This window comes from Bradyrhizobium manausense, from assembly GCF_018131105.1.
GTDB lineage: Bacteria > Pseudomonadota > Alphaproteobacteria > Rhizobiales > Xanthobacteraceae > Bradyrhizobium > Bradyrhizobium manausense_B.
In genome coordinates, this window is the sequence record NZ_JAFCJI010000003.1 from 122,342 (window position 1) to 148,625 (window position 26,284).

Consider the following 26,284-nt stretch of genomic DNA (forward strand, 5'->3'; position numbering starts at 1 on the left):
ATGCAGAAGAAGAGTGTCGAAGAGGCGGTCACCTCGCTGCACGATCTCTCCGCGGTCGATCTGATCGCGGGCTATCGCGCCAAGCAGTTCTCGCCGAGCGAGGTGCTGGAGGATCTGCTCACGCATGTCGCTGCGTGGGAGCCGCATCTGAAGGCGCTCTATGCGTTCGACCCCGACAGCGCGCGCGAGGCCGCCACCGCCTCGACCGCGCGCTGGAACGGGGGCGAGCCTTGCGGCCCGCTCGATGGCGTGCCTGTCACGGTGAAGGACAACATCGCGACCAAGGGCGTACCGGTGCCGCTGGGCGCTGCCAGCGTCAAGCTGGTGCCCGCGGAGAAGGACGCCCCGCCGGCCGCGCGGCTGCGTGAGGCGGGCGCGATCATCTTCGCCAAGACCACCATGCCCGATTACGGCATGCTGTCCTCGGGGCTCTCCTCCTTCCATGCGCTCGCGCGCAATCCCTGGGACCTCTCCAGGAATCCCGGCGGCTCCAGCGCGGGCGCCGGCGCCGCTGCGGCGGCCGGCTACGGTCCCTTGCATCTCGGCACCGACATTGGCGGCTCGGTGCGCCTGCCCGCGGGCTGGTGCGGCCTCGTCGGCTTGAAGCCGAGCTTCGGCCGCGTGCCGATCGATCCCACCTATGTCGGCCGCGTCGCCGGCCCGATGACCCGCACCGTCGATGATTGCGCCCTGATGATGAGCGTGATCGCCAAGCCTGACCGGCGAGACGGCATGAGCCTGCCGGCAGAGCCGCTGAACTGGAAGGGGCTGGAAAAATCCCCGCGCAAGTTGCGCATCGGCCTGATGCTCGATGCCGGCGTCGGCCTGCCGGCGGAAAAGCCGGTGCGCGAGGTCGCGGTGAAGGCTGCGAAGGCGTTCGAATCCGCAGGCGCCGTCGTCACCGAAGTCGACGGCATCCTCACGCGCGAGATGCTCGACGGCCTCGACAATTTCTGGCGCGCGCGGATGTGGGACGATCTGTCGAAGCTGACGCCGGCCGAACAGGCCAAGGTGCTGCCCTACATCTTCAAATGGGGCGTATCAGGCGCGAAACTGTCAGGTGTCGACGTGATCCGCGGCTTCAACCAGACCATGGCAATCCGCGCCGCCGCGTCGAAGCTGTTCTGCGAGCTCGACTACGTGATCTCTCCGACCGCGCCGAACGTGAACTATCAGGCGGAGTGGGCCTCACCCACCAACGATCCGATGAGGCCGTTCGAACACATCTGCTATACCGTGCCGTGGAATATGTCGGAGAACCCCGCCGTCTCCATCAACGGCGGCTTCGATACAACGGGCTTTCCGATCGGGGTCCAGATCGTCGGCCGCCGCTTCGACGATATCGGCGTGCTCGGGCTCGCCAAGGCGTTTGAAGGCCTGCGCGGCGCACAGAAGCCCTGGCCGAAGCCGCCGGCGAAGTAACTGCGCCGCAGTCATTCCGGGTTGCGCCCACTTGGCGCAAGCCCGGAATCCATTCATCGGCACAATCCGTGTTGAGACATGGATTGCTGGCTCGCGCTTCGCGCGCCCGGGAATGACGTGCTAGACAGATCGACAAAGAAAGCGGGAAGGAAACCACCGATGGCGTATGAGACGATCAAATACGAGGTCGCCGAGCAGATCCTCACCATCACGCTGAACCGGCCCGAGAAGCTCAACGCCTTCAACGCGCAGATGCAGGCCGAGCTGATCGCCGCGTTCGACGCCGCCGACAAGGACGACAATGTCCGCGCCATCATCGTCACCGGCGCCGGCCGCGGCTTTTGCGCAGGCGCGGACCTCTCCTCGGGCGCTGATACCTTCGATCGCGACGCGCGGCGCGGGCCGGTGAAGCGCTTCGCCGACGGCAAGGTCGATTACAGCGATCCGCAGGTGCGCGATGGCGGCGGTCAGGTCACCTTGCGCATCTTCAAGTGTCTGAAGCCCGTCATCGCTGCCGTGAACGGTCCCGCGGTCGGCATTGGCGTCACCATGCAGCTCGCCATGGATATCCGTATCGCATCGGACGTCGCGCGCTTCGGCTTCGTGTTCTCCCAGCGCGGCATCGTGCCGGAGGCGGCCTCGAGCTGGTTCCTGCCGCGCATCGTCGGCATCTCGCAGGCGCTGGAATGGTGCTATTCGGGCCGCGTCTTCCCGGCGCAAGAGGCCCTCGCCGGCCGCCTCGTCAGCAAGGTCGTTGCCCCCGATGATCTGCTGCCGACCGCCCGTGCGCTTGCCAAGGAGTTTGCGGCGAAGACTGCGCCGGTGTCGGTCGCACTGATCCGCCAGATGATGTGGCGCATGATGGGCGCCGACGATCCCATGGAGGCCCACAAAGTCGACAGCCGCGGCATCTACGCCCGCGGCCGCTCGGACGATGTGAAGGAAGGCGTGGTGTCGTTCCTGGAGAAGCGCCCGGCGCAGTTCAAGAACAAGGTGTCCAGCGACATGCCGGACTATTTTCCGTGGTGGAACGAGCGGGACTACAAGTGACGCTCTCGTAGGGTGGGTTACGCTTCGCTAACCCACCCTACGGTTCAACACCACCGTCACTCCATCAGCAGCGCCACACGGCCGATCGCCTTGCGATCGAGCAACAGCCGCATCGCCTTGGCATAATCCTGCAGCGGCAGATGGTGCGAGATGTTCGGCCGCAGCTTGCCCTCCTCCGCCCATTGCAGCAGTGCCTTCAGGCGCACCTCGCCGAGCTCCGGGTTTTTCCGCACCGCCTCGCCTGCGCGCACCCCGAGCACGCTGGCGCCCTTGATCAGCAAGAGATTGGTCTTGGCCGAGCCGATGCCGCCGGTAAACCCGATCACCAGCAGCCGCGCGCCCCAGGCGATACAGCGCATCGAGTTCTCGAACACCTCGCCTCCAACAGGGTCGAACACCACGTCCGCACCACGGCCGTCAGTGATGCGCTTGACGGCGTCGCGGAACGGTTCCCGGTCGTAGCGAATGAGGTGATCGGCGCCGCGCGATTTCGCAATCGCAAGCTTCTCGTCGCTGGAGGCGGTCGCAATCACGGTCGCGCCGAGCATCTTGCCGATCTCCACCGCCGCAAGGCCAACACCGCCGCCGGCGCCATGCACCAGCAACACCTCGCCCGGCTCGACCCGACCGCGATCGATCAGCGCGTGATAGGCCGTGCCATGACCGGCGAGATAGGTCGCCCCCTCGGCGTAATCGAAGGTTGATGGCAACGGCGTGAGCTGCGACGGCATGACGACGGCTTCATCGGTGAAGGCGCCGTGGCGCATCTTGACGATGACCTTGTCGCCGACAGAGACGCTCCTCGCCTCCGCGCCGACCTCAGCGACGTCACCGGCGGCTTCCATGCCCGGCGTGAACGGCAACTCCGGCTTGAGCTGATATTCGCCGGCAGCCATCAGCACATCCGGAAAATTCAGGCCGGCAGCGCGGATCGCGACGCGCACCTCGCCCGGCTTGAGGGCACGCGACGGAAACTCTTCCAGCAGCAGGCTTTCGGGCGCGCCGAGCGCGCGACAGACGACAGCCCGCACCATCAGGCGGCACTCGCCTTGTTGCGCAACAGCGCCTCGCGGATCAGCGGCAGCCGGTCATTGCCGAAATACATGTCGGTCTTGTTGACGAAGATCGTCGGCGAACCGAACCCGCCGCGCGCGACCACCTCTTCCGTGTTGGCCTTGAGCTGATCCTTGATCGCCTGCTCCGAGATGCCGGCGAGGAATTTCTGTTCGTCGACGCCGACGTTCTTGCAGATCTCGGCCAGCACCGCATCCTGCGAGATGTCCTTGTCGCCGCCCCAATAAGCTTCGAACAATGCGGTCGCGAACGGCACCATGTCTTTCCCGAGCCAGATGCAGCCACGCATCGCCTTCACGCTGTTCACCGGAAACACCGTCGGCGGCATCTTGATCGCGAGACCCGCCGAGCGTGCCCAGTCCTGAAGATCCTTCTTCATGTAGCGCGCCTTCAGCGGCACCGGTTTCTCGCGCTGCGCGTAGACGCTCGGGTTGACGGTGTTGAAGATGCCCCCGACCAGGATCGGTCGCCAGACGATCTCGGCGCCGAGCTCCTTCGCCAGCGGCTGGATGTTGTGGAAGGCGAGATAAGTCCAGGGGCTGGAGCAGTCGAAGAAGAATTCGATCATGGTGGTTCCTTGTCACGTTTTTGTCCCGCTCTCTCCGCCGTCATTGCGTGCGAAGCGAAGCAATCCAGAAATCCTTCCGTAGAGACACTCTGGATTGCTTCGTCGCTTCGCTCGTCGCAATGACGGATGGGGCGAGAGCGGAAGCCTAGGTCTTTCCCAGCACTTCCTTAGCCCTCTGGCCGAACATGATCTTGCGTGATTCCTCGTCGAACGGCTCTTTCACGAATTTTCCGATCGCAAGGCCCGCCTGCACCTGCGGCCTGGCACGCACCTCGGCGTACCAGCGCTTCACGTTCGGATAGTCGTCGAGCGTAAAGCCCTGCGCCTTGTGGGTCATGGTCCAGGGGAAGCAGGCGATGTCGGCGATGGAATAGTCGCCGGCGACATAGGCGCCGGTCCTGGCGAGCTGCCGGTCGAGCACGCCATAGAGCCGCGCGGCCTCGTCGCGATAGCGCTCGATCGCGTACGGAATCTTCTCGGCCGCGTAGAGCGCGAAATGGCCGTGCTGGCCGAGCATCGGCCCGAGCCCGGCCATCTGCCACATCACCCACTGGATGGTGGTGGAGCGGCCGCGCAGATCGGTGGCCAAGAACCGCCCGGTCTTCTCGGCGAGATAGATCAGGATTGCCCCGGTCTCGAACACCGGGAACGGCCCACCGCCGTCGGCGGGCTCGTGATCGACGATTGCGGGAATGCGGTTGTTGGGGGAGATCGCCAGAAACTCGGGGGAGAACTGTTCGCCGGCGCGGATGTTGACGGGCTTCACCGTGTAGGGAAGCCCCAGTTCCTCCAGCATGATCGAGATTTTCCAGCCGTTCGGCGTCGGCGCGTAATGGAGATCGATCATGGGCCTTTCCTTTGGCCGTCCCTGCTCACGCCGCTGGAATAGTGGGCGACTTTTGTTGTTCTGTACCTCGACGTTAAGACATGGCAGACAGAGGCGCAATCACAACCCGCCGGGAGGGACCCATGCTGTTTCCAACCACGATCGCCGGCTCCTTGCCCAAGCCGGAATGGCTCGCCGAGCCCAACATGCTCTGGGCGCCCTGGAAGTCTGCAGGCGACGAGCTTCTCCGCGCCAAGCGCGATGCCACGATGCTCGCGGTGAAGGTCCAGGAGGACGCCGGCATCGACATCGTCACCGAGGGCGAGCAGGCCCGCCAGCATTTCGTGCACGGTTTCCTGGAGAAGATCGACGGCATCGACTTCGCCCACAAGGTCGAGATGGGCATCCGCAAGGATCGCTACAAGGCGATGGTGCCGCAAGTGGTCGCGCCGCTTCAGCTCAAGGGTCGCGTGCATGCCGACGAGGCGCGCGTGGCGCGCACCCACACTAAGAAGAAATTGAAGTTCACCCTGCCCGGCCCGATGACCATCATCGACACGATTGCGGACCGTTACTACGGTGATCGCGTCAAGATGGCATTTGCCTTCGCCGATCTCCTCAACGAGGAAGCCAAGGCATTGCAGGCCGACGGCGTCGATCTCGTGCAGTTCGACGAGCCCGCCTTCAACGTTTACATGGACGAGGTCAACGACTGGGGCATCAAGGCGCTGGAGCGCGCAGCCCAAGGCCTCACCTGCGCGACGGCCGTGCACATCTGTTACGGTTACGGCATCAAGGCCAACACCGACTGGAAGGAGACGCTCGGCGCCCAATGGCGGCAGTATGAGCAGATTTTTCCGGCGATCGACGCGAGCCCGATCCAGCAGGTCGCGATCGAGTGCCGCAATTCGAAGGTGCCGCTCGATCTGCTCGCGCTGCTCAAGAACAAGATCGTGCAGGCCGGCGTGATCGACGTCGCCAGCGACACGGTCGAGACTGCGGACGATGTCGTCAAGGTGATCGACGCGGTGTCGAAATTCGTGCCCAAGAGCAACATCATCGCCACTACGAATTGTGGCATGGCGCCGATGCGGCGCGAGATCGCCGAGGCCAAGCTGATGGCGCTCGGCGCGGGTGCCGCGCTGGCGCGCGAAAAGCTGGGGTGATGTCGAGGATTCGGCGTTAGGCCTGCGCGGACGGATGCAGCACCGGCCGATAGCCGGCGTTCAGCGTTCGGAGTGTCGACGGCGGCGTGAGCAGCATCGCGTCGCCGGCGAATTGCCTCGCGGCGGTGTATCCCGCCGGCGACCACAGCAGCGCCCTGCCCTGTATCACCAGAAAGCTCGCCTCGCCCTGCTGTAGCATCGCGCCGTCGGGCAATTGGGCGAGCGGCACAGGCAGCGCATGCAGCCGTTTCTTGCCGCGATCGAGCCGTTCCCGATGCAGGACGGCGTCCATCGCCTTCGCACTCACATCGCTCGCGCCATTGCCCGCCTTCCAGGCCGCCCGAAAGCGGTTGGCGTCGTCGCGGCGGCAGAAGAAGCAGGGCCGGTGACCTGCGGCAAAGGATGTGGCCTCGTCGAGAAAGAACAGTTCGGTCCAGCTCCGCCGGGCCATCACTGGCCGCCGCCAGCCGCGGAATTCACACAGGCAGGTGATCCAGGCCGGCGATGACCAGCGCTTCTTCAGCAGCGTCTTCGTCGCGGGATCGTGGATGATGCCGCGGTTGCCGGTGAATGTGCCGCGATGTGGGGTAGCGATGATGTCGCCGGTGGGCGTGACGCGGTTTTGCAGGGGCATGGTCGCCTCCGCCCGTCATTGCGAAGAGCGAAGCGACGAAGCAGTCCAGATCACTCCCGCTGATGCATCTCTGGACTGCTTCGCTTCGCTCGCAATGACGGCCACCGTCACGCCGCCCCGTCGCGCAATGGTGGGTGATAGGAGAGCGCGGTATCCCAGGGGAAGAAGATCCACGTATCCTGCGAAACTTCCGTGATGAAGGTATCGACCAGCGGACGTCCCTTCGGTTTGGCGTAGACGGTGGCGAAATGCGCGTCCGGCAGCATCTCGCGCACCAGCTTGCCGGTCTTCCCGGTGTCGACGAGATCGTCGACGATCAGAAGTCCCTTGCCAGTACCGCCGCCGAGCTTCATCGCCTGCTCGGAGATTCCCTTGAGGACCTGCAGCTCACCCTGCTTGTCATGATCGTAGCTGGCGATGCAGACCGTATCGATCACGCGCACGCCGAGCTCGCGCGCCACGATCGCGGCCGGCACCAGGCCGCCGCGGGTGATCGCGATCACCGCGTGGAACGGGCCGACCTCGTTGAGGCGCCAGGTCAGCGCCCGGCAATCCCGGTGGAACTGGTCCCACGACACTGGAAAGGGCCGACCTGCCCGTTCCTCTGCACTCGGTGTTTCACCAGCCATTGTCGTCTCCTGCTTCGCCTGCCGGCAGCCAGATTGCTAGCGGGTGATGTTCAATCCCGCCAGCATGTCCTTCACCGCCGCCATCGCGGAGGCGAGCTTGTCCGCATCGCGCGAGCGCACCACCAGATTGGTGTTCGGCTTCTGCTCTTCGTCCATGAAGGGATAGCTGCCGATGATGGTGTCGGGGTGAGCGGCGGCGATTGCTCGCAAGGGGCTGCCGATGTCGCCTTCCCGCGCATTGGCGCGAACCGATTCGGAGAGCATGCGAACGCCGGATTTCAGCTTGGGCGAGACGATGTCCATCATCGCCTGCATGATCGAGGGCACGCCGGCCATCACGATGACATTGCCGATCTTGAAGCCGGGGGCGAGAATGGTCGCGCTCTGGATCAACTCGGCGCCGTCGGGAATGCGGGCCATGCGCAGGCGGGCCTCGTTGAGGTCCTGCTCGCTCCAGCGCTCCCTGAAGCGCGCGACCACCTCAGGGTGATGGTCGATGCCGACGCCGAAAGCCTTGGCGACGCTGTCGGCGGTGATGTCGTCATGGGTCGGCCCGATGCCGCCGGTGGTAAACACATAGGTGTAGCGATGCCGCAGCGCATCCAACGCGGCGATGATGTCGGGCTCGTCGTCGGAAACGACCCGGACTTCCTTCAGGTCGATGCCGATATTGGTCAAATATTCGGCGATGAATCCGATGTTCTTGTCTTTGGTCCGGCCGGACAGGATTTCATCCCCGATGACCAGAATGCCCGCCGTGACGATCTCGCTCATACCTTAAGTCCCTCACCTGTCGACCAGACTTTGCCGAGGTAACGCGTTGAAGTCACGCGGTTTTGCTGCCGAAACAAGCAGTCCTCAGCCATTTTTTCAGGCAGGCCACCGGGCATCCCCGGCAAATGCCCTCGCGCCATGCTTATAGCGCTGGCCCGCCCCTTGCTACCTCCCCGGAGTCATGCACTCTTGACGCATGGCCACAGGACGTTGCGGTCTGCACCAGGACCTCTCCGGCCTGACCATTGGCGCAACGCCTGGGGGACAAGTCGGGATCTATGGCAGTCGCGTTTGATGAAATGAATATTCCGGGTGGGGACCTTCGCCCTGCCTATCAGGAGCTGGCGCGCTGGATCAAGGAGACGCCTCCCGAGGCGCTCGAATATCGCCGTCAGGAGGCCGAGCTCCTGTTCCGCCGCATCGGCATCACCTTTGCGGTTTATGGCGACTCCGAATCCACCGAGCGCCTGATTCCGTTCGACGTGATCCCACGGATCATGTCCGGCATGGAATGGGCGCTCCTCGAAAAGGGGCTGAAGCAGCGCGTGAAAGCGCTGAACATGTTCCTGCGTGACATCTATCACGAGCGTGAGATCCTCCGCGCCGAGATCGTGCCCGACGATCTGATCTTCCAGAACCCGGTCTTCCGTCCCGAGATGAACGGCCAGCAGGTGCCGCACGACGTCTACGTGCACATCGCCGGCATCGACATCATCAGGGTCGATGCCAACGACTTCATCGTGCTGGAGGACAATGCGCGCACGCCGTCCGGCGTGTCCTACATGCTGGAAAACCGCGAGATCATGATGCGGCTGTTTCCGGATCTGTTCGCGCGTCACAAGGTGGCGCCGGTCGAGCGCTATCCGGACGAGCTGCTCGCCGCGCTCCGCTCGGTCGCGCCGCACAGTGCATCGGGCGAGCCGACGGTCGCCCTGCTCACGCCGGGCGTCTACAACTCGGCCTATTACGAGCACTCTTTCCTTGCCGACAAGCTCGGCATCGAGTTGGTCGAGGGCCGTGACCTCATCGTCAAGAACAACGAAGTGTTCATGCGGACGACCGAGGGCGTGAAACGGGTCGATGTGATCTATCGCCGCGTCGACGATGATTTCCTCGATCCGCTCACCTTCCGTCCGGACTCTGCGCTCGGCGTGCCCGGGTTGATGTCGGCCTATGCCGCCGGCAACATCACGCTCGCCAACGCGGTCGGCACAGGCATCGCCGACGACAAGGCGATCTACTCCTACATGCCCGAGATCGTGAGATTCTATCTCGGCGAAGAGCCGATCCTGAAGAACGTGCAGACCTGGCGCTGCCGCGAGCCGAAGGATCTCGCTTACGTGCTCGATCACCTCGGCGAACTCGTCGTCAAGGAAGTGCACGGTTCCGGCGGCTACGGCATGCTGATCGGCCCGGCCGCAACGAAGGCGACGATCGAAGCCTTCCGCGAGAAGCTCAAGCGCGAGCCGGAAGGTTTTATCGCGCAGCCAACGCTGGCGCTCTCGACCTGCCCGACCTGCACGGCCTCGGGTCTTGCCCCGCGCCACGTCGATTTGCGGCCTTTCGTGCTCACCGGCAGCAAGCGCACGACGATCGTGCCGGGCGGGCTGACGCGCGTCGCCTTGAAGGAAGGCTCCCTGGTGGTGAATTCGAGCCAGGGCGGCGGCACCAAAGACACCTGGATCCTGGACGAGTAGAGAGATGCTGTCGCGCACCGCCGAAAACCTCTACTGGCTCGCCCGCTACGTCGAACGGGCCGAATATCTCGCACGCACCATCGATGCGACCTTGCGCGTCACCGCGCTTCCCGCCGCCTATATCGGCAAGACCAACGAATGGGATTCCGCACTGCTCACGGCTGGCGTCGCGGGCAGCTTCTATCAGGCGCACGAGGAAGCCAACGAGCACAACGTCGTCGACTACCTCTCGTTCTCGGCCGACAACCCGTCCTCGATCAGGAACTGCATCGAGGCGGCGCGGCTGAACTCACGCTCGGTGCGCACCGCGCTCACCAGCGAGATGTGGGACACCATCAACTCGGCCTGGATCGAGTTGCAGGCGGTCTGGAGCAAAGGCACCTCGACGCGCGAGGACCTCGCAAAATTCCTGCGCTTCGTGCAGGAGACTTCATTGCGCTTCGACGGTTCGGCCTACCGCACCATGCTGCGCAACGACGCTTACTGGTTCTCCCGCCTCGGCCTGCATCTGGAGCGCGCCGACAACACCGCACGCATTCTCGACGTGAAGTATCACGTGCTGCTGCCCGAGGAGGAGCATGTCGGCGGTCCGCTTGACTTCTATCAGTGGAGCTCGATCCTGCGCTCGGTGTCGGCGCTGACGGCGTATCACTGGGTCTACCGCGAGACGCTGAAACCTTGGCTGGTCGCGGATCTGCTCATCCTCAACGGGACGCTGCCGCGCTCGCTGGCGAGCTGCTACGACAACCTCGTGCGCAATCTCGACCAGATCGGCGTCGCCTATGGCCGCCAGGGACCGGCCCAGCGCCATGCCCGCGGCATCCGCAACCGGCTGGAACACAGCAACATGAACGACATTTTCCAGCACGGCGTACATGAATTCATTCAGGAATTCATCACCGATAATTCCAGGCTGGGCGAAATCATCACGAAGCAGTATTTGATCTGATACACGCAGTTGTTCCGGAGCATCCGGAGCAATGGAATCAAAACACCATGCGCCTGCGAATCCTGCACACCACGACCTATCGCTACGAGCCGGCGGCGACGAGCGTGATCCAGATCCTGCGCATGACGCCGTGCAGCCATGACGGGCAATATGTGGCGGAATGGCAGATCGACGTCTCGACCGACACCAAGCTCGACATGCACGAAGACGCCTTCGGCAATGTCACCCATGTGCTGTCCTGCGGGCCGGTCAACGACATCAGGATCACCGCCGAAGGCCTGATCGAGACTCACGACACCGGCGGCGTGCTGCGCGGCGCCGATGAGCGTTTTCCCGCCGGCATGTTCTTGCGCACCACCGACCTTACGACGGTCAATCCGGCGATGGCAGCGGTCGCGCGCCAGCTGCGCAGCGAGGCCGAGAGCGACACGCTCGGCTTCCTGCACACGCTGATGTCGCAAATCGGCGATCACATGACCTTCGACGAGGACCCGACCAACAGCGGTACCTCGGCGGCGGAAGCGTTCACGCTCAAGCGCGGCGTCTGTCAGGACTATGCGCATATCTTCATCGCCTGCGCCCGCTCTGGCGGCGTGCCGGCACGCTTCGTCTCCGGCCATTTCCTGCGCTCGGATGGCACGGTGCATCAGGACGCCGGACATGCCTGGGTGGAAGCATACGTCGCTGACCTCGGCTGGGTCGGCTTCGATCCCGCCAACAGCATCTGCACCACCGACGCCCATGTCCGCGTCGCGATCGGGCTCGATTATCTCGGTGCAGCGCCCGTGCGCGGGACCCGCTATGGCGGCGGCGCTGAGACGCTGACGGTTGCGGTCCAGGTCGATCAGGCCGGCCGCGGTGGACAGTCGCAATCACAGCGGCAGAGTTAGGGGCGCGGACGGCCAATCTTGTTGGGCATGCTATGATCGCAGGATCAGACCAGACCTGCGAGGTACCCCATGGCGACCGTAAAACTGCTTTCAGATGACGAGCTCTCGGCGGAGGCGCGCACTGTCTTTGAGGATATCCGCAAGGTGCGGAAATCCGACTTCATCAACAATTTCTGGCGCGCGCTGGCGCATGATCCGAAGACGCTGCGGCGGACCTGGGAAAGCCTCAAGGAGGTGATGGCGCCGGGCGCGCTCGATCCCAAAGTCAAGGAAATGCTCTATGTCGCGGTGTCGATCGCACATGGCTGCAGCTACTGCATTCACTCGCACACCGCAGGCGCACGCGCAAAAGGCATGACCGAGGCCGAATACGGCGAGCTGCTCGCCATCGTCGGCATGGCCGCGGAGACGAACCGGCTGGTCACCGCGCTCGGTGTCCCCGTCGACGCGGCATTTCTCGCCGATGCGGCTGACTGACGACAGAGCCAGCTGTCATTCCGGGGCGCGCGTAGCGCGAACCCGGAATTCATCAGGCAAAGTTGGTGGAGGAATGGATTCCGGGCTCGCGACTTCGTCGCGCCCCGGAATGACGACCTTACCCCGGGAATCGGGGGTTTCATGCCTCCCCGAAATTGGCTAGTAATTCCGCGCAAACGCGTTCGGGGACTGGAAATGACCTATTGTTGCGGAATCCTGGTTCGGGACGGTCTGGTGATGATCGCCGACACCCGCACCAATGCCGGCCTCGACAATGTCTCGACCTTCCGCAAGCTGCATATCTTTTCGAACCCCGGCGATCGCATCATGGCGATCGCCAGCGCCGGCAATCTCGCCATCAGCCAGTCGGTGCTTTCGACGCTGACCGAGGGGCTCGAAGACCCCAACACGGGCGAAGTCGAGACGCTGATGAACGCGCCGACCATGTTCCAGGCCGCCCAGCGCATCGGCCGGGCGATCCGGGCGGTGCACGCGACAGAGGGACCGGCGCTGAAATCCGAGGACGTGTCCTTCGACGTCTCCTTTCTGTTCGGCGGCCAGATCAAGGGCGCGCGCATGCGTCTGTTCATGATCTACACCGCCGGCAATTTCATCGAATGCACCACCGACACGCCGTACCTGCAGATCGGCGAGCACAAATACGGCAAGCCGGTGCTCGACCGCGCCATGCACTATGACGTCGAGCTCTACGAGGCATTGAAGACCGGCCTGATCTCGATGGACTCGACGATGCGCTCCAATCTCGGCGTCGGCCTTCCCATCGACGTGCTGGTGGTGCGCGCGGACGCATACGATGCCGACCTCAACCATCGCATCGAGGCGGGCGAGCCCTATTTCCACGATCTGCGCTCGCGCTGGTCGGCGGCCTTGCGCGCCGCGCATCAGAACATTCCGCGACCGCCCTACAAGAACGAAAAAGAACCCAAAACCTGACAACTGAAGAAAAGGCAGGAAACGATGAGCGAAGCAAAAAAGATCGCCGTGGTGACGGGCGCCGGCACCGGTGTCGGGCGCGCCGCGTCGCTGGCGCTGATGAACACCGGCTTCACCGTGGTGCTGGTCGGGCGCCGGCTCGACATGCTCGAGGAAACCGCGAAGCTCGGCCCCGCGGGCAAGAGCCTCTGCGTCACCGCCGACATGACCAAGCCTGATTCCATCGCCGCGCTGTTCGACAAGGTGAAGGCGACCTACGGCCGGCTTGACGTGCTGTTCAACAATGCCGGCATGGGCGCGCCCGCCGTCAACTTCGAGGACCTCAGCCTCGAGCAGTGGCAGGCGGTGGTGAACACCAACCTCACCGGCCCGTTCCTGTGCACCCAGCACGCCTTCCGCATCATGAAGGACCAGAACCCGCGCGGCGGCCGCATCATCAACAACGGCTCGATCTCGGCGCACGCGCCGCGGCCGTTTTCGGCGGCCTACACCTCGACCAAGCACGCCATCACCGGCCTGACCAAGGCGAGCAACCTCGACGGCCGCATGTATGACATCGCAGTCGGCCAGGTCGACATCGGCAATGCCGCGACCCCGATGACCGACCGCATGGTCAACGGCCCCGGCGTGCTGCAGCCGGACGGCACCACCAAGCACGAGCCGCGCATGGATGCGAAGGCGGTCGGCGATGCCGTCGCCTACATGGCCGGCCTGCCGCTCGACGCCAACGTGCTGACCATGACTGTCATGGCGAGCAAGATGCCGTTCGTCGGCCGCGGCTGAACGAAAACTGCGAAACAACCCCATGCACAGTAGGCGCCGAAAGGCGCCTGCTGTCGGGGTGGCGCGAGTTAAGTCCGCATGCTGTCTCAACAATCGTCATTGCGAGCGCAGCGAAGCAATGACAAGGAGAGAGCGGAGCCCCCCGCGCCTCGCGGAACCAGGCTAGCGAGAGTCGCTTCGGATTGATCGGCCGACCTGCTGCAAGGCCTCGAAGGCTGCGAAGCGCCTGTCGTTCCAGTCTGCCAGGGCCGCCTGGGGTGAATGTATTTCTCCCAGAGCCGACATCGCCTCCATCGCCGCGCCGACGCTCGCATGGTCGCCCGAAGCCACCGATCCGAGCATCGCGGAGCCGAGCAGCACGGGCTCCGGAGATGCCGATGCTGCAACCGTCAAGCCGGTCGTATCGGCGAGCACCTGCCGCACGAGGCGGCTCTGGGCCGCACCACCGCTGACGACGATCGTATCGATGGCGAGGCCTTTATCCTGCTGGGCGCGCACGATCTGCCGCGCGCCGTAACCAAGGCCGCACAGGCCGGCAAGATAGAGAGCAAGCAAGCTCTCCAGATCCGAGCGCATATCGAGCCCCGCAATCAGCGCACGCGCGTCGGGATCAGCGAAGGGCGCACGATTGCCGAGGAATTCGGGCACGACACTGATATCACCGACCAATTCCCTGACCATCCTTGCACCACCGCGCGCGTCAGTCTCTGAGGCGAGCCAGTCGGCGAGCGTTCGCTGGCCCTGACGGGCCGCCAGTGCCGCCTGCGCGGCATAAGGATGCATCTGCACGAGATGGTCGATGGCTGCACCGGCAACGGACTGTCCGCCCTCATTGAGCCATAGACCCGGCACCATCGCCGAAAAATAAGGTCCCCAGACGCCGGGGACGAAAACCGGGTTCGCCGTTGACGACATCGTACAGGCGGACGTTCCGAACACATAGGCCATGCGGGTGAACGCGGTCCCCGCAGCGCCGCGCGCGCCCACCGTGCCGACCCCGCCCGCATGCGCGTCGATGAGGCCTGCCGCAACTGATGTGCCCAACGTCAGGCCAAGGTCGGACGCGGCCTCCGCTGTCAGGCCGTCGGCCAGCCGCGTACCGCCGGGCACGATCTCGGTGCCGATCCGGCGAAACTGTTCGTCCGCCAGCATACCGAGACCGACTGAGCGAAAGAAGCCGGCATCCCAGCGATCTTCGTGGCCGAGATAGGTCCACTTGCACGTGACGGTGCAGGTGGAGCGGGCAAGACTCCCTGTGGCGCGCCAGGTGAGGAAATCAGTCAGGTCCATGAATTGCCAGGCGTCCGCAAAGCTGCGCGGCATGTTCTCGGCAAGCCACAGCAATTTCGGCGTCTCCATCTCGGGTGAGATCGTTCCCCCGACATAATCGAGAACTTTTGCGCCCGTGCGGTTGATCCGACGCGCCTGATCGACGGCGCGATGGTCCATCCACACGATGATGTTGCGAGCGGGATCGCCGGACGGACCCACGGCAAGCGGCGCCCCCCCACTGCCCAGCACCACCAATGAGCATGTCGCATCAAAGCCGATGCCGGCAATGCTATCAGGCGCGACGCCGGCCTTTCCGACCGCACCCCGTACGCAGCGACATACGGCGCGCCAGATGTCCTCGCTCGATTGCTCGACAATATCGCCGGCCTCGCGCCAAACCGCTATGTCGGCCTTGTCGGTGGCGAGTAGTCTGCCGGAGGCATCGAAAACCCCGGCTCTTGCACTGCCCGTACCGACGTCGATGCCAAGAAAATGACGAGTCACCGCTGAAACCCTCACCATGAAGCAACGTCCAGATCGCCGATGCGGAAGCGTTAAAGATCGTTGCTCTGGGGCAGGATCACGAGGTCGCGGATCGTGACATTTCGCGGACGGGTCAACATGAAGAGCACCGCCTGCGCCACTTCGGTCGGCTGGATCAGGCCACCCGCGGCCATCTCCGCCTCGAGCTTCTCCTTCGGCCAGTCGCTGATGAGCGCGGTCACGACAGGACCAGGCGCCACGGCGCCGACGCGCAGGCCGTATTTGGCGACCTGCCGACGCACGGTGTGGACAAAAGCCTGCACGGCATGTTTCGAGGCGGTGTAGATCGGCTCCCAGACGACAGGGACGAGACCGGCGATCGAACTGGTGACGATGATGTCACCGCTCTTGCGCTCGACCATGTGGGGCAACACCGCGTGGATGGAGCGAAACATCGCGTTGACGTTGAGATTCAGCATGCGGTCCCAGGCATCGGGGTCGCCGCCGAGCACCTCGCCACCGACATATGTGCCGGCATTGGCATGGAAGATGTCGAGCCGGCCCGCTTTCTCCAGCACCTTCGGCATCATGCCGGCCATATCGGCAGCATCGGTCAGGTCGATCCGCAGCGGGATCGCGTTGGCGCCGAGATCGGAACAGACTTTGTTCAGCGCCTCCTCCGCCCGGTCGACCAGCACAACGCGCGCGCCTGCCGCGATCATCGTCCTGGCGCATTCAAGACCAATGCCCGAGGCGGCGCCGGTGATCGCGGCGACTTTTCCTGCAAGTTCCTGGCCCACGGTCAATCCTCTCGTTTTGGTTTTTCAGGCTCGGCCATGGGAGACGCGCGAGCGTCGTGCCAGCGAGTCGACGATGACCGCAACGGCAAGAACGGCGCCCGTGATCATGTACCGAAGCGACGAAGACAGATCGAGCAGCGTCAGGCCGCTGGCGATCGACTGGATGACGATGATGCCGAGCAGGGCCGAATAGGCGCTGCCGCGACCACCAAACAAGCTGGTGCCGCCGATGACAGCGGCTGCGATGGCGTTGAGGTTCACGTCGCCCGTGCCGGCCTGCTGGCTGGACGATGCGAGCCGTGCGGCGGCAAGGATGCCGCCGGCGGCTGCGAGCGTGGAGCACAGCATGAAGGCGCTGGCATGGATCCGGCGAACGTTGATACCGGCACGGCGGGCGGCCTCGCGATTGCCTCCGACCGCGCTCATCGAGCGGCCCCATTTGGTCCGCTTCAGCGCGTAGTTCATGACAACGCACAAGCCGACGAACAGGCCGAACATCCACGGAACGCCACGCGCGAGATTGAGATAATAGACGATGAATTCGAGCACGACGACGACCAGCGCGCCCTTCAGCAGAAGACGGCCGAGCGAACTCGCCGAAAGCCCCGCCGCTCGCCGGCGCACCGCCATGCGGTAGCCGGTCGCGAACACGACCACGCCGGCAAGTGCCGCCAGCACGTAGGACACGATGGGCGGCATCACCAGCGTCTGTCCGAAATTGACCAGCGGAGATCCGTAAGGGAGATTGATCGAGCCGGACGAGCCGAGCAGATAGAGCTGCAGGCCGAGCCAGGCCAGCAGACCTGACAGCGTCGAGACGAAGCTCGGCATGCCGAGGCGGCTGAACAGGAAAGCATAGAGGCTACCGATCGCCGCGCCCAGCACGAGCGCCGTGACGATAGCCAGCGCGACAGGCCAATCCTGATTGACCCAGAGCACGCCGACCAGCGCCGAGGAGAACCCGCTCACCGAGCCGACCGAGAGGTCGATCTCGCCGACCATCAGAATGCAAACGATCCCGAGCGAGATGACGCCCACGGTCGAGCAATCGAACAGCAGATTGACGAGATTGTCGGGCGCCAGGAAAACCGGGTTGAGGGTCTGGAACGCCGTGCAGATGATCAAGAGGCCGACCACCACCGGCAGCGAGCCGAGATCGCCCGACCGCACCCGATCGACGAAGGCGCCGATCATGCCGCCAAGCGTGTCCGCATGTGCGACACGCTCGTCGCGACGGTCCAGCAACCGCGCCGTCGAAACCCGTTGTGTGTTGTCGGTCATGGCCTCACCTCGTGCGACTGCGCGCCGCGACGGTTGGCGCGCCGGGAGACCGAATTCTCGTCCGCCCCCGTGATGGCCGTGACGAGATCCTGGTTGGAGACGTCGGGTCCGAACTCGCCGTTGTTTCGGCCGAGGCGCAGCACCACGATCCGGTCGGCGACGGCGCGCACGTCTTCCATGTTGTGACTGATCACGATGACGCCGAGGCCGCGGGCGCGTACGCGCTCGATCAGGTCGAGCACCTCTGCGGTCTGCGCGACGCCGAGCGCCGCGGTCGGCTCGTCCAGCAGAATGAGCTTCGGTTCCGTCAGCAATGACCGCGCGATCGCGACCGTCTGGCGCTGTCCGCCTGATAGCGACGCAACGGGTTCGCGCACGCTCGGAATGCGGGCGGACAATTCGTTGAGCAACGTCCAGGCCCTTATCTCCATGGAGACCTCGTCGAGCCTGGCGGGATTGAGCTCCCGACCGAGGAAGATATTGGCGACGACATCGAGATTCTCGCAGAGCGCCAAATCCTGGAAGACGGTGGCGATGCCGAGGCCAAGCGCCGTAGCCGGGTCGGACAGCACGACGTCTTTGCCGTCAAAGGCGATCATCCCGGAGGTCGGCTGGTGCACGCCGGCCAGGATCTTCACCAATGTGGACTTTCCGGCGCCGTTGTCACCGACAAGCGCCACGACTTCACCGGCATGCACGTCGAGGTCCACGTCGGCAAGGGCGGACACGGCGCCGAAATTCTTGGAAACCCCGCGAAGCCTCAGAACCAGTTCGCTTGGCCCCTGCGGCGGGTGATCGACATCCGAGATCGTGGACATGTCCGCGTCCGCCTTCCCTTCGTTCATCCCGGCCGCATTGAGCGGCCAGGATGATGCTTCACTTACTTGGTGATGCCGAGTTTCTTGCATCCGTCGGCATATCTGCCCGTGCAGAGCTGATCGGCGGTCTGGATCTTCTTGTCGATGATCTCGGCCTTCAGGTTCTGCGCGGTCACAACAGCCGGAATGAACAGCTTCGAGGGCGTATTATAGAGCGTGGTTTCCGCCTTGGGCGTCCCGCCCGAGAGGAATTCCACCGCTGCCTGGGCTGCGGCGGCTGCAACGATCTCGCTGGGCTTGGAGATCGTGTTGTACTGATCGCCGGCGATGATGAGCTGCAGCGCGGCAATCGTCGCGTCGTTGCCGGTCACCGGAGGCACCGGATCGACACCGGCGGCCTTGAAAGCGGCAATGGCGCCACCGCCCGTCCCGTCATTGGCGGCGACGACTCCAAGGATTTTCTTGCCGAAGCGCGTGACCTGGCCGCTCGCCCATTGCTGCGCCTTGGGCGGGGCCCAGTCCGGCGTGTCGTATTCGGCGAGGATCGGATAGCCGCTGTTGTCGAGGCCCGCGTGGATGCCCTTCTTGATGAGCCCCGCGGCGGCGTCGGTCGGCGATCCATTGATCTCGAGCACGCCTTCACCCTCCTTCGGCGTGATCTTGGCGTCCTTCAGATGCTTGATCAGCGATTCCGAGATGGCCTTGCCAATGCCCTCGTTGTCGAAGGAGACGTAGAAGTCGGCCTTGGCGTCCGGGACCGGGCGGTCATAGGCGATCACCTTGATGCCCTGGGACTGTGCCATCTTGACCAGCGACGCGGCGGCAGCCGAGTCGACCGGATCGAGCACGATCACCTTGGCGCCTTGCGAGATCACCGAGTTGAATTGCTGCTGCTGGCGCGCGGCGTCCGCGCTGGCATTCTGATAGACGACCTTGCAGCTGCCGCAGAGCTTCTTCATCTCGGCGGCAAAGCCTGGATAGTCGTGCTGTTCGTAGCGGGTGGAGGCCTGGTCGGGCATGAGGAATGCGACGGTTGCATCCTTCACCTCCGCGGCGCGCGAGGACATGGCCGTTGCGCCGAGTAGCGCCAGGGCGAGAGCGGCAGTGCACGTGGTGTTGAGCGAGGGCGTTGTCATTCGGACTTCCCTTTCGGAAACTGGGTGTTAAAGTGCTGCTCGTTGATTTCTCGGAGACACGCCATCCTGCTTCCGCAGCCGGATGACAACGGCGGTCAGCGCCGATATCCTCCGAAGCCAAGCGGAAATTCAGGACAGACAATTTCCTTCGCAGGCGGCCATTGGCGCGCCCGCGTCATCCTTCCCGTAATCGTCCTCCTCCCTTGCTCCTCCCGGTTATGCGGCGCGTGCCGCGTTGATGTTGTCCGCCAGCAATCGTCTGAAGCGCGAGGGCGGCATGCCCTTCTCGGCCAAGAACTGGCGGTTGAAGTTGGAGAGATTGTTGAAGCCGACTTCGAAGCAGATGTCGGTGATGGACGCCTGCTCGTCGCTCATCAGGATCTGGCAGGCCAGGTTGATGCGGAGCCGCTTGACGTATTGCACAAGTGACATTCCCGTATGCCGGCGGAACGAGCGCGAAAACGCGCTTTGCGACTGGCCGGCCATTGTCGCGAGATCAGCTTCACCGAACGGCTGCGTCAGGTTCTCGCGGATGAAGGCAAGCGCCTTGTTCATGCCCGCCGACATGTAGCCGGACGGGTCGGGCAAATAGTTCGGGCTGGAGAGCGGCAGCGCACCTCGGGCGCGGCAGAGCGTCCCCAGGATCATCATGAACAGCTCGATCCGACGCACGCCCTTCGCCGCCACGATCTCCTCCATCAGCGGGGCGAGCTCCTTGCTTGTGCTGCCAGCAAAGAGGACGCCGCGTCGGGAGGATTCCAGCAGCGCGGCGAGACCCGACAGCTCGGGCATCAGCCTCATCGTATCGCCGATGAATTCTTCGCTGAACTGGATGATGCGTCCGCGCAGAGGGATCGTCGTTTCCGCCGGCAGATCGCTCACCCAATTGTGCGGCAGGTTGGGTCCGGTGAGCACGAGATTACCCGGCTCGAACTGGCCGATGAAGTCGCCGACAAAGTAGCGACCGCTCGTCGCTACGACCTGATGGATCTCGTATTCCGGGTGAAAGTGCCACCTGACGGTGTGGAACGGATAGCCGTGCGACCAAGCCTTGAACGACTCGCCGCGCCGAATCTGGACGACTTCTAAGTCCGGTTCCATATCCGTTCCCTCCTGGGCCGACCCGTTTTGTAGATACTGGGGTCGTAGCCGACGGCTGAATTTTGCTCAGCTCTATCTGTTGTTCGAAATCGTATCGGGTGGCCGCCGCTGCCGCCACCACGATTCAGATACCGAACCGATACTCTTTTGACATTCTTGGGCTGGGCGCTGCAATATCGGCCGGGTTCAAGCCTCGGCCGGCGTCGCCTACTCCAGGCTCTCCACCTGGCGCAGGCTGGGGAATAGCCTCATCCACAGCAGCGCCACCGCCACCGTGCAGACGCCGCCGAGCACGGCGGCGGGCATGGCGCCGAACAGGGCCGCTGTCAGGCCGCTCTCGAATTGGCCGAGCTGGTTCGAGGCGTTGATGAAGAGGAAATTGACTGCGCCGACGCGGCCGCGCATCTCGTCCGGTGTCGCGAGCTGAACCAGCGAGAAGCGGATCACGACGCTGATCGTGTCGGCCGCGCCGAGGATGGCCAGCGACAGCACCGACAGCCACATCCAGTGCGACACCGCGAACACGATCGTGGCAATTCCGAACACGATCACCGCCTGGAACATGCGCAGGCCGACGTGACGCGTGATCGAATGATGCGCCAGGATCGTGGTCATCAGCAGCGCACCGACCGCGGGCGCGGCGCGCAAGATTCCAAGCCCCATCGGGCCGGTCTGGAGGATATCGCGGGCATAGATCGGCAATAGCGCCGTCACGCCGCCGAACAACACGGCGAACAGATCCAGCGAGATCGTGCCGAGGATCGAGGGATTGCTGCGGATGAAACGGACGCCGGCAAAGATATTGTCCGTGCTCGTATCCTTGGCGACCGCTTGCGGCCGCGGCCGGATGAATCCGGTCAGGATCATCCCGAAAATCCAGAACAGCAGCATGATGGCATAGGCCAGATGCGGCGCGATCGCATAGGCAAAGCCGCCGAGCGCGGGCCCGGTGATGGTCGCGACTTGCGCTGCGCCGCTGGAGACGGCGGTGGCGCGCTGGAGCGAGCCCTGCGGCGCGATCAGCGGCAGCAGCGCCGCTGTGGTCGGGCTTTCGAACGCGCCGGCAATGCCGAGCACGAAGGTCGCGACGAAAATCTGTACCTCGCTGATCAGGCCGAGATACGTGATGACGGCGAGATAGAGCGCGGTCGCGGCTTCCACGAGCTGGCAAAGCTGCACCACGCGCTTGCGCTCGTAGCGATCGGCGGCGTGGCCGGCGACGAAGACGAGCAGTGCGGTGGGCGCGAACTGCACGAGGCCGACCATGCCGAGGTCGAATGCCGAGCCGGTGAGGTCGTAGATCTGCCAGCCGATCGCGACCGCCGCGATCTGGCTGGAGAAGCGCGACAGGCTGCGCGAGAGCAGAAAGAACAGGAAGGCGCGATGGCGGAGGAGCTCACCGGCGGTGACCGGTGGATTGGCGGAAACTGGCTGCTCTGGCATCGCCTCGTCGGTCACGCTCGGGAAAATAAGCCCTTGATGTCAATGTTCCCCGCGTGGCTGACGCAGACGAGCTTGTCAACAGCAGGACTACCGGCAACATCCCCGGCATTGCGTTTGCAGCGCACGTGCGGCCATAATCATTGAGGGTTTGGGGACATCATGCTTCGGCTGCAATCGACACTCGGCGTTTTCGCATTGCTGCTGATCGCCTTTGCGCTCGCGGAGAATCGCCGCGCCGTTTCCCTGCGCCAGGCGCTGATCGGCCTTGTCGCGACCTTCGCGACCGCGATCGTGCTGCTGAAGGTGCCTGTGGTGGCGCATGCCTTCGGCGCCATCAACGACGCGGTCGGCGCGATCTCGGCGGCCTCGCGCGCCGGCTCTTCTTTCGTGTTCGGCTATGTCGGCGGCGGCCCCCTGCCCTTCGACCTGAAGGTGCCGGGCGCCGACTTCATCCTGGCGTTCCAGGCGCTGCCGATCGTGCTGGTCATGAGCGTGCTGACGACGCTGCTGTTCTATTGGCGTGTGCTGCCGCCTGTTGTGCGCGGCATGGCCTGGCTGCTCGAGCGTACGCTCGGGGTCGGCGGCGCGGTCGGGCTCTCGACCGCGGCCAACATCTTCCTCGGCATGGTCGAGGCACCGCTGTTCGTCAGGCCGTATCTGGCGCAGATGAGCCGCAGCGAATTGTTTCTGGTGATGACAGGCGGCATGGCCGGCATCGCCGGCACCGTGCTGGTCCTCTATGCAACGCTGCTGGCGCCGCTGATCCCCGACTCGGCCGCGCATTTCGTGATCGCCTCGGTGCTCGGCGCGCCGGCCGCGATCCTCGTCAGCCTGATCATGATCCCCGAGACCTCGGACAAGCGCACCGGCGGCGCGCTCGAGGATCCGGAAACGGCGGTGTCCGGCACGATGGATGCGATCGTGAAAGGCACGAGCGCGGGGATCGAGCTCTTGATCAACATCGTCGCGATGCTGCTGGTGCTGGTGGCGCTGGTCTATCTCGTCAACGCCGTGCTCGGCCTGCTGCCTGATATCGGCGGCGCCGCGATCTCGCTGCAACGGCTGCTCGGCCTCGTGATGGCGCCGGTGTGCTGGCTGATGGGACTGCCGTGGGACCAGGCGGTGACGGCCGGCAGCCTGATGGGCACCAAGACCGTGCTCAACGAGTTGATCGCCTATGTCGACTTCTCGAAGCTTCCGCCCGATACGCTCGATCCGCGCTCGCGCCTGATCATGCTCTATGCCATGTGCGGTTTCGCCAATTTCGCCAGCCTCGGCATCATGATCGGCGGGCTCGGCGTGATGGCGCCGGAGCGACGCGACGAGATCAACGCGCTGGGATTGAAGTCGATCGTGTCGGGGACGCTGACGACCTGTCTGATGGGAGCGATCGTGGGGGTGTTGACGTAGCGACCGGCTGCGAACCAGCGCTCTCAGCCGCACAATTTCTGCTTCCGCAAGATGCGAGGCACCTCAGCCAGCCTGGCACGACACGGTTCGGCAGCCATGGCGATCGCCTCGCTTTTTCGTCCCTGGGCCTGCAGCAACACGGCCATCAAGCCCTGCGCCCCGACCCGCACCGGCCCGCCGGCCACATCGGAAGCGGCGAGCGACATGGCGGTTCGCGCTTCCGTCTCGGCGGCATTGAGGCTCGCTTTTTCGAGGAAGAAGACCGCACGGAACAGATGTGCCCGCGGGTCTTTCGGATAGCGCGTGACGAGATCGAGAGACCGTCTGGCCATCTCCTCGGAATTCGCCGGCGCTTCCGAGGCGCGGATATAATGCACGGCATCGGCCATGTAGGACGAATAATGAGCGGCGGCGAAACCGGCGCAGACCAGGGATCCGGCGAATCCCGCAAGCAACGTCACGCCGGCACTTCGCGGCAGGCTGTCGTAGGACCAGAACGCGAGCCAAGGTGTCATGGCAAGCGCGGCACCGGCCACCGCACCACCGGCATGGGCATAATAGTTGACGTTGCCCGAGGCCCCAAAGGCAAGCGGTAGCAACGCGGGAACACCGAAGAACAGCGACGTCTTCAGTCTCGATATTGTTTGATCGGCATCCGCTTCGGGATCGAAGCTCGCGACGAACAGCGCGGCGATGAGCCCGGTAATGGCGCCGGAGGCGCCGACGCTCACCGTGCCGGGGCCGTTGCCCAGGAGCGAGCCAATCTCCCCGGCCACCGCACTGGCGACGAAGATCAGCGAAAACCAGCCACGACCGATCAGGCTCTCCAGCCTGACGCCGACGATGAACAGCGCGACGCAGTTGCCTATGAGGTGCCATTGGCTGCCGTGCAGAAGCGGCGCAAGGCCGATCCGCCACCACTCTCCCCGTCCGACAACGAGATCATGGCCTGACGCGCCATAGGCGATCAGCGAGCGGACATCGAGCGAGCCGTCGGGCCCAACGTCGATGGCCAGACTGCGCTGCAGCGCGTAGATCAGCAGCAAACCGAAGATCAGGCCAATGGTGAGGAAAGGAATGTCGGAGAGAAGCTTGTTGTCGCGGAAAAGCGAGCCCTCGCTGGACGAGGATCCATCGTCGTCGCGCATGACCACGGGAGCGGTCGGCGCGGCAACGGATTGAAGGGAGGCTCTTGGGGCTGGTGCTACGACGCCGCGTCGACCAAAAGTCGTCATGAAAGCATTCCCGCATGTTCACATCCTTGAGTTGACATGAGGGATATTTTCGATCGGGTTAGCGGCCGCCGTTCGGGCGGCTGAAACCGTCCGATTGGTAATGGCGCGGTTTCCCGGATCGGGCGCTTTTTAGGGATTGTGTGTCGGTAGATCTCCGCGTTGTTGCGAGCGCAGCGAAGCAATCCAGTCTGCATCCGTGGAGGCAATCTGGATTGCTTCGTCGCGAGGGCTCCTCGCAATGACGAGACGAGAGAGGTGTGCGCTCCTCCCGACAGCGTCTACGCCTTCAACTCCACCGTCTTGAACTCCGCCGGCAGGATCACTTCGAGCAGCTCAACGTCGTCCGAATAGTCCAGGATCATGTGCTTGATCTTCGGCGGCTGGGTCCAGGCACTGCCTTCCTGCATCAAGGTCTCGCCCTGCCCGTCCATGTAGGTCTTCACCCAGCCCTTGAGGACGTAGACCATCTGGAAGTCGACGGCGTGAAAATGCAGCTTCGACACCTCGGCCGGATCGCAAGGACCCTGCAGGCGGATCACGTGGGCTTGCGCGAGGCCGTGGCTGGCGGCGGCAATGCCGAGGTCGCGGTACTTTGCGTAAGTGCGCAGGCCGTCGGCTTTGAAGTCTTCCTCGCGGTGGTGGCTGATAGCGATGCGCTGCTTGGGACGCGCGGGTTTCTTTGCCGCAGTCTTGAGCGAGGTCGCGCGGGCTTTCGATTTCACGGCCTTGCGTGCCGAGGAGCGCGCGGCGGGCCTGGCGCCGCTCCGCTTCTTCACCGCGGTCTGGACAGCGCTGCGCGACTTTGTTTTTTTGGCCATGGGCCGGCCTCCCTGTTGTTATGAGCGGAGGCTAGCACGGAACGAAGGTTCGTAGGATGGGTAGAGCTCTTGCGAAACCCATCATCCCCCAGGGCATGCGAAGGCGATGGGCTTCGCTTCGCGCTCTACCCATCCTACGCGCTAGCCTTCAATTCAACCGGAACACGCCGTCGACGGCGCGGAGCTCGGCCGGCTTGATCAGCTTGGAATGCGCGACCGTCACCGAATGCAGCGGACCGTCGAGCTTCTGCTGCCAGAAAGCGAGGAAGTCGCTCAGCGCCGGAAACTTCGGAAACATGTCGTAGTCCTGCCAGACATAGGTCTGCAGCAGCGAGCGATGATCCGGCATCCGGTAGAGAATTTGGGCCGTCGTCAGCCCGTAGCCCAGCAGCTGTTTCCGGAAATCCTCGGAAACGCCCCCAACCCGCAATCCCATGCCAACCTCCTTTGCAGGAGCGCATTCAGGGGGTGGCTTGATCCGGTACGCCTCTTGACGAGCCACCCGGTGGAGATGCGCTCACATGAGAGAAATGTGACGCAAACTGACAATCCATCTCAAGCCCAAAAGTTTAACAAGTTGTTGAAATTCAATGC

General features: G+C 64.0%; 26 protein-coding genes. 10 read left to right on the plus strand and 16 right to left on the minus strand.

Translation table 11 applies throughout. The features are described from left to right. Both JQ631_RS27270 and JQ631_RS27275 read left to right on the plus strand, forming a co-directional pair. Entirely contained in the window at positions 1-1,422 is a 1,422-nt protein-coding gene (locus JQ631_RS27270) for an amidase (protein WP_212331960.1), read from the plus strand. 159 nt (positions 1,423-1,581) lie between these two features. Then, complete coding sequence (locus tag JQ631_RS27275) at positions 1,582-2,472, plus strand: crotonase/enoyl-CoA hydratase family protein (RefSeq protein ID WP_212331963.1); 891 nt, start codon at positions 1,582-1,584, stop codon at positions 2,470-2,472. 56 nt (positions 2,473-2,528) lie between these two features. On the opposite strand, the gene JQ631_RS27280 is transcribed toward JQ631_RS27275, so the two are convergent. The 3 genes from JQ631_RS27280 to JQ631_RS27290 form a co-directional block, all read right to left on the minus strand. Continuing rightward, the gene (locus tag JQ631_RS27280) at positions 2,529-3,506 is read right to left on the minus strand and encodes an NADPH:quinone oxidoreductase family protein (protein WP_212331966.1); all 978 of its coding nucleotides are present in this window, start codon (positions 3,504-3,506) and stop codon (positions 2,529-2,531) included. After that, positions 3,506-4,114: a 2-hydroxychromene-2-carboxylate isomerase gene (locus JQ631_RS27285; protein ID WP_212331968.1), complete on the minus strand. Its 609-nt coding sequence runs from the start codon at positions 4,112-4,114 to the stop codon at positions 3,506-3,508. The genes JQ631_RS27280 and JQ631_RS27285 overlap by 1 nt, the downstream gene beginning before the upstream one ends. 145 nt (positions 4,115-4,259) lie before the next feature. Then, complete coding sequence (locus tag JQ631_RS27290; protein WP_212331970.1) at positions 4,260-4,961, minus strand: glutathione S-transferase N-terminal domain-containing protein; 702 nt, start codon at positions 4,959-4,961, stop codon at positions 4,260-4,262. A gap of 122 nt (positions 4,962-5,083) precedes the next feature. Here JQ631_RS27290 and JQ631_RS27295 point away from each other — a divergent pair, with 122 nt between their 5' ends. Next, positions 5,084-6,106 (plus strand): methionine synthase, encoded by a 1,023-nt coding sequence (locus tag JQ631_RS27295; protein ID WP_212331972.1) that lies wholly within the window; start codon positions 5,084-5,086, stop codon positions 6,104-6,106. A gap of 16 nt (positions 6,107-6,122) precedes the next feature. Here the strand turns inward: JQ631_RS27295 and JQ631_RS27300 are convergent, their stop codons facing one another. From JQ631_RS27300 to JQ631_RS27310, 3 genes are all read right to left on the minus strand, one after another. Continuing rightward, complete coding sequence (locus tag JQ631_RS27300; protein ID WP_212331974.1) at positions 6,123-6,740, minus strand: hypothetical protein; 618 nt, start codon at positions 6,738-6,740, stop codon at positions 6,123-6,125. Positions 6,741-6,847: 107 nt separating this feature from the next. Further along, on the minus strand, positions 6,848-7,369 hold the full coding sequence (gpt, locus tag JQ631_RS27305) for a xanthine phosphoribosyltransferase (RefSeq protein WP_212331976.1): 522 nt from the start codon (positions 7,367-7,369) through the stop codon (positions 6,848-6,850). A 36-nt stretch (positions 7,370-7,405) separates the two neighbouring features. Further along, positions 7,406-8,143: a competence/damage-inducible protein A gene (locus tag JQ631_RS27310; protein ID WP_212331978.1), complete on the minus strand. Its 738-nt coding sequence runs from the start codon at positions 8,141-8,143 to the stop codon at positions 7,406-7,408. A 278-nt stretch (positions 8,144-8,421) separates the two neighbouring features. Here JQ631_RS27310 and JQ631_RS27315 point away from each other — a divergent pair, with 278 nt between their 5' ends. The 6 genes from JQ631_RS27315 to JQ631_RS27340 all read left to right on the plus strand — a co-directional run bounded on the left by JQ631_RS27315 (position 8,422) and on the right by JQ631_RS27340 (position 13,893). Next, positions 8,422-9,840, plus strand: a complete 1,419-nt coding sequence (locus JQ631_RS27315) for a circularly permuted type 2 ATP-grasp protein (protein WP_212331980.1) — start codon at positions 8,422-8,424, stop codon at positions 9,838-9,840. Between the two features lie 4 nt (positions 9,841-9,844). Further along, a complete protein-coding gene (locus JQ631_RS27320; RefSeq protein WP_212331983.1) occupies positions 9,845-10,789 on the plus strand; it encodes an alpha-E domain-containing protein in 945 nt (314 codons plus the stop codon). Between the two features lie 47 nt (positions 10,790-10,836). Further along, complete coding sequence (locus tag JQ631_RS27325) at positions 10,837-11,679, plus strand: transglutaminase family protein (protein ID WP_212331997.1); 843 nt, start codon at positions 10,837-10,839, stop codon at positions 11,677-11,679. A gap of 69 nt (positions 11,680-11,748) precedes the next feature. Further along, positions 11,749-12,156 (plus strand): carboxymuconolactone decarboxylase family protein, encoded by a 408-nt coding sequence (locus tag JQ631_RS27330; protein WP_212331998.1) that lies wholly within the window; start codon positions 11,749-11,751, stop codon positions 12,154-12,156. 195 nt (positions 12,157-12,351) lie between these two features. Then, positions 12,352-13,110 (plus strand): proteasome-type protease, encoded by a 759-nt coding sequence (locus JQ631_RS27335; RefSeq protein ID WP_212332001.1) that lies wholly within the window; start codon positions 12,352-12,354, stop codon positions 13,108-13,110. Between the two features lie 24 nt (positions 13,111-13,134). Further along, a complete protein-coding gene (locus JQ631_RS27340; protein WP_212332003.1) occupies positions 13,135-13,893 on the plus strand; it encodes an SDR family oxidoreductase in 759 nt (252 codons plus the stop codon). A gap of 162 nt (positions 13,894-14,055) precedes the next feature. Here the strand turns inward: JQ631_RS27340 and JQ631_RS27345 are convergent, their stop codons facing one another. The 7 genes from JQ631_RS27345 to JQ631_RS27375 form a co-directional block, all read right to left on the minus strand. Then, positions 14,056-15,669 carry an FGGY-family carbohydrate kinase gene (locus JQ631_RS27345; protein WP_212332005.1) on the minus strand — a complete coding sequence of 538 codons (1,614 nt, stop codon included), beginning with the start codon at positions 15,667-15,669 and terminating at the stop codon, positions 14,056-14,058. 50 nt (positions 15,670-15,719) lie between these two features. Next, positions 15,720-16,448 (minus strand): SDR family oxidoreductase, encoded by a 729-nt coding sequence (locus JQ631_RS27350; protein ID WP_212332006.1) that lies wholly within the window; start codon positions 16,446-16,448, stop codon positions 15,720-15,722. A gap of 24 nt (positions 16,449-16,472) precedes the next feature. Further along, the gene (locus tag JQ631_RS27355; protein ID WP_212332007.1) at positions 16,473-17,729 is read right to left on the minus strand and encodes a sugar ABC transporter permease; all 1,257 of its coding nucleotides are present in this window, start codon (positions 17,727-17,729) and stop codon (positions 16,473-16,475) included. Continuing rightward, the gene (locus JQ631_RS27360) at positions 17,726-18,547 is read right to left on the minus strand and encodes an ATP-binding cassette domain-containing protein (RefSeq protein WP_212332009.1); all 822 of its coding nucleotides are present in this window, start codon (positions 18,545-18,547) and stop codon (positions 17,726-17,728) included. Before JQ631_RS27360 ends, JQ631_RS27355 begins: the two co-directional genes overlap by 4 nt. A gap of 62 nt (positions 18,548-18,609) precedes the next feature. After that, on the minus strand, positions 18,610-19,683 hold the full coding sequence (locus JQ631_RS27365; protein ID WP_212332011.1) for an ABC transporter substrate-binding protein: 1,074 nt from the start codon (positions 19,681-19,683) through the stop codon (positions 18,610-18,612). A 216-nt stretch (positions 19,684-19,899) separates the two neighbouring features. Further along, on the minus strand, positions 19,900-20,784 hold the full coding sequence (locus tag JQ631_RS27370) for an AraC family transcriptional regulator (protein ID WP_212332013.1): 885 nt from the start codon (positions 20,782-20,784) through the stop codon (positions 19,900-19,902). Between the two features lie 207 nt (positions 20,785-20,991). Then, positions 20,992-22,227, minus strand: coding sequence for an MFS transporter (locus JQ631_RS27375; protein ID WP_212332014.1), 1,236 nt, complete (start codon positions 22,225-22,227; stop codon positions 20,992-20,994). Between the two features lie 159 nt (positions 22,228-22,386). Here JQ631_RS27375 and JQ631_RS27380 point away from each other — a divergent pair, with 159 nt between their 5' ends. Next, positions 22,387-23,637, plus strand: a complete 1,251-nt coding sequence (locus tag JQ631_RS27380) for a NupC/NupG family nucleoside CNT transporter (protein WP_212332017.1) — start codon at positions 22,387-22,389, stop codon at positions 23,635-23,637. Between the two features lie 23 nt (positions 23,638-23,660). On the opposite strand, the gene JQ631_RS27385 is transcribed toward JQ631_RS27380, so the two are convergent. The 3 genes from JQ631_RS27385 to JQ631_RS27395 all read right to left on the minus strand — a co-directional run bounded on the left by JQ631_RS27385 (position 23,661) and on the right by JQ631_RS27395 (position 26,126). Beyond that, a complete protein-coding gene (locus JQ631_RS27385) occupies positions 23,661-24,785 on the minus strand; it encodes a rhomboid family intramembrane serine protease (RefSeq protein WP_249161123.1) in 1,125 nt (374 codons plus the stop codon). 365 nt (positions 24,786-25,150) lie between these two features. Beyond that, positions 25,151-25,690, minus strand: a complete 540-nt coding sequence (locus JQ631_RS27390) for a cupin domain-containing protein (protein WP_212332023.1) — start codon at positions 25,688-25,690, stop codon at positions 25,151-25,153. Between the two features lie 148 nt (positions 25,691-25,838). After that, positions 25,839-26,126 (minus strand): usg protein, encoded by a 288-nt coding sequence (locus tag JQ631_RS27395; protein WP_212332025.1) that lies wholly within the window; start codon positions 26,124-26,126, stop codon positions 25,839-25,841. Positions 26,127-26,284 lie beyond the last annotated feature (158 nt).

Bases quoted from the DNA above. Each gene is read 5' to 3' on its own strand.
- JQ631_RS27270 (WP_212331960.1), top strand. From the start codon at position 1: ATGCAGAAGAAGAGTGTCGAAGAGGCGGTCACCTCGCTGCACGATCTC.
- JQ631_RS27275 (WP_212331963.1), top strand. From the start codon at position 1,582: ATGGCGTATGAGACGATCAAATACGAGGTCGCCGAGCAGATCCTCACC.
- JQ631_RS27280 (WP_212331966.1), bottom strand. From the start codon at position 3,506: ATGGTGCGGGCTGTCGTCTGTCGCGCGCTCGGCGCGCCCGAAAGCCTG.
- JQ631_RS27285 (WP_212331968.1), bottom strand. From the start codon at position 4,114: ATGATCGAATTCTTCTTCGACTGCTCCAGCCCCTGGACTTATCTCGCC.
- JQ631_RS27290 (WP_212331970.1), bottom strand. From the start codon at position 4,961: ATGATCGATCTCCATTACGCGCCGACGCCGAACGGCTGGAAAATCTCG.
- JQ631_RS27295 (WP_212331972.1), top strand. From the start codon at position 5,084: ATGCTGTTTCCAACCACGATCGCCGGCTCCTTGCCCAAGCCGGAATGG.
- JQ631_RS27300 (WP_212331974.1), bottom strand. From the start codon at position 6,740: ATGCCCCTGCAAAACCGCGTCACGCCCACCGGCGACATCATCGCTACC.
- gpt (WP_212331976.1), bottom strand. From the start codon at position 7,369: ATGGCTGGTGAAACACCGAGTGCAGAGGAACGGGCAGGTCGGCCCTTT.
- JQ631_RS27310 (WP_212331978.1), bottom strand. From the start codon at position 8,143: ATGAGCGAGATCGTCACGGCGGGCATTCTGGTCATCGGGGATGAAATC.
- JQ631_RS27315 (WP_212331980.1), top strand. From the start codon at position 8,422: ATGGCAGTCGCGTTTGATGAAATGAATATTCCGGGTGGGGACCTTCGC.
- JQ631_RS27320 (WP_212331983.1), top strand. From the start codon at position 9,845: ATGCTGTCGCGCACCGCCGAAAACCTCTACTGGCTCGCCCGCTACGTC.
- JQ631_RS27325 (WP_212331997.1), top strand. From the start codon at position 10,837: ATGCGCCTGCGAATCCTGCACACCACGACCTATCGCTACGAGCCGGCG.
- JQ631_RS27330 (WP_212331998.1), top strand. From the start codon at position 11,749: ATGGCGACCGTAAAACTGCTTTCAGATGACGAGCTCTCGGCGGAGGCG.
- JQ631_RS27335 (WP_212332001.1), top strand. From the start codon at position 12,352: ATGACCTATTGTTGCGGAATCCTGGTTCGGGACGGTCTGGTGATGATC.
- JQ631_RS27340 (WP_212332003.1), top strand. From the start codon at position 13,135: ATGAGCGAAGCAAAAAAGATCGCCGTGGTGACGGGCGCCGGCACCGGT.
- JQ631_RS27355 (WP_212332007.1), bottom strand. From the start codon at position 17,729: ATGACCGACAACACACAACGGGTTTCGACGGCGCGGTTGCTGGACCGT.
- JQ631_RS27360 (WP_212332009.1), bottom strand. From the start codon at position 18,547: ATGTCCACGATCTCGGATGTCGATCACCCGCCGCAGGGGCCAAGCGAA.
- JQ631_RS27365 (WP_212332011.1), bottom strand. From the start codon at position 19,683: ATGACAACGCCCTCGCTCAACACCACGTGCACTGCCGCTCTCGCCCTG.
- JQ631_RS27370 (WP_212332013.1), bottom strand. From the start codon at position 20,784: ATGGAACCGGACTTAGAAGTCGTCCAGATTCGGCGCGGCGAGTCGTTC.
- JQ631_RS27375 (WP_212332014.1), bottom strand. From the start codon at position 22,227: ATGCCAGAGCAGCCAGTTTCCGCCAATCCACCGGTCACCGCCGGTGAG.
- JQ631_RS27380 (WP_212332017.1), top strand. From the start codon at position 22,387: ATGCTTCGGCTGCAATCGACACTCGGCGTTTTCGCATTGCTGCTGATC.
- JQ631_RS27385 (WP_249161123.1), bottom strand. From the start codon at position 24,785: ATGCGCGACGACGATGGATCCTCGTCCAGCGAGGGCTCGCTTTTCCGC.
- JQ631_RS27390 (WP_212332023.1), bottom strand. From the start codon at position 25,690: ATGGCCAAAAAAACAAAGTCGCGCAGCGCTGTCCAGACCGCGGTGAAG.
- JQ631_RS27395 (WP_212332025.1), bottom strand. From the start codon at position 26,126: ATGGGATTGCGGGTTGGGGGCGTTTCCGAGGATTTCCGGAAACAGCTG.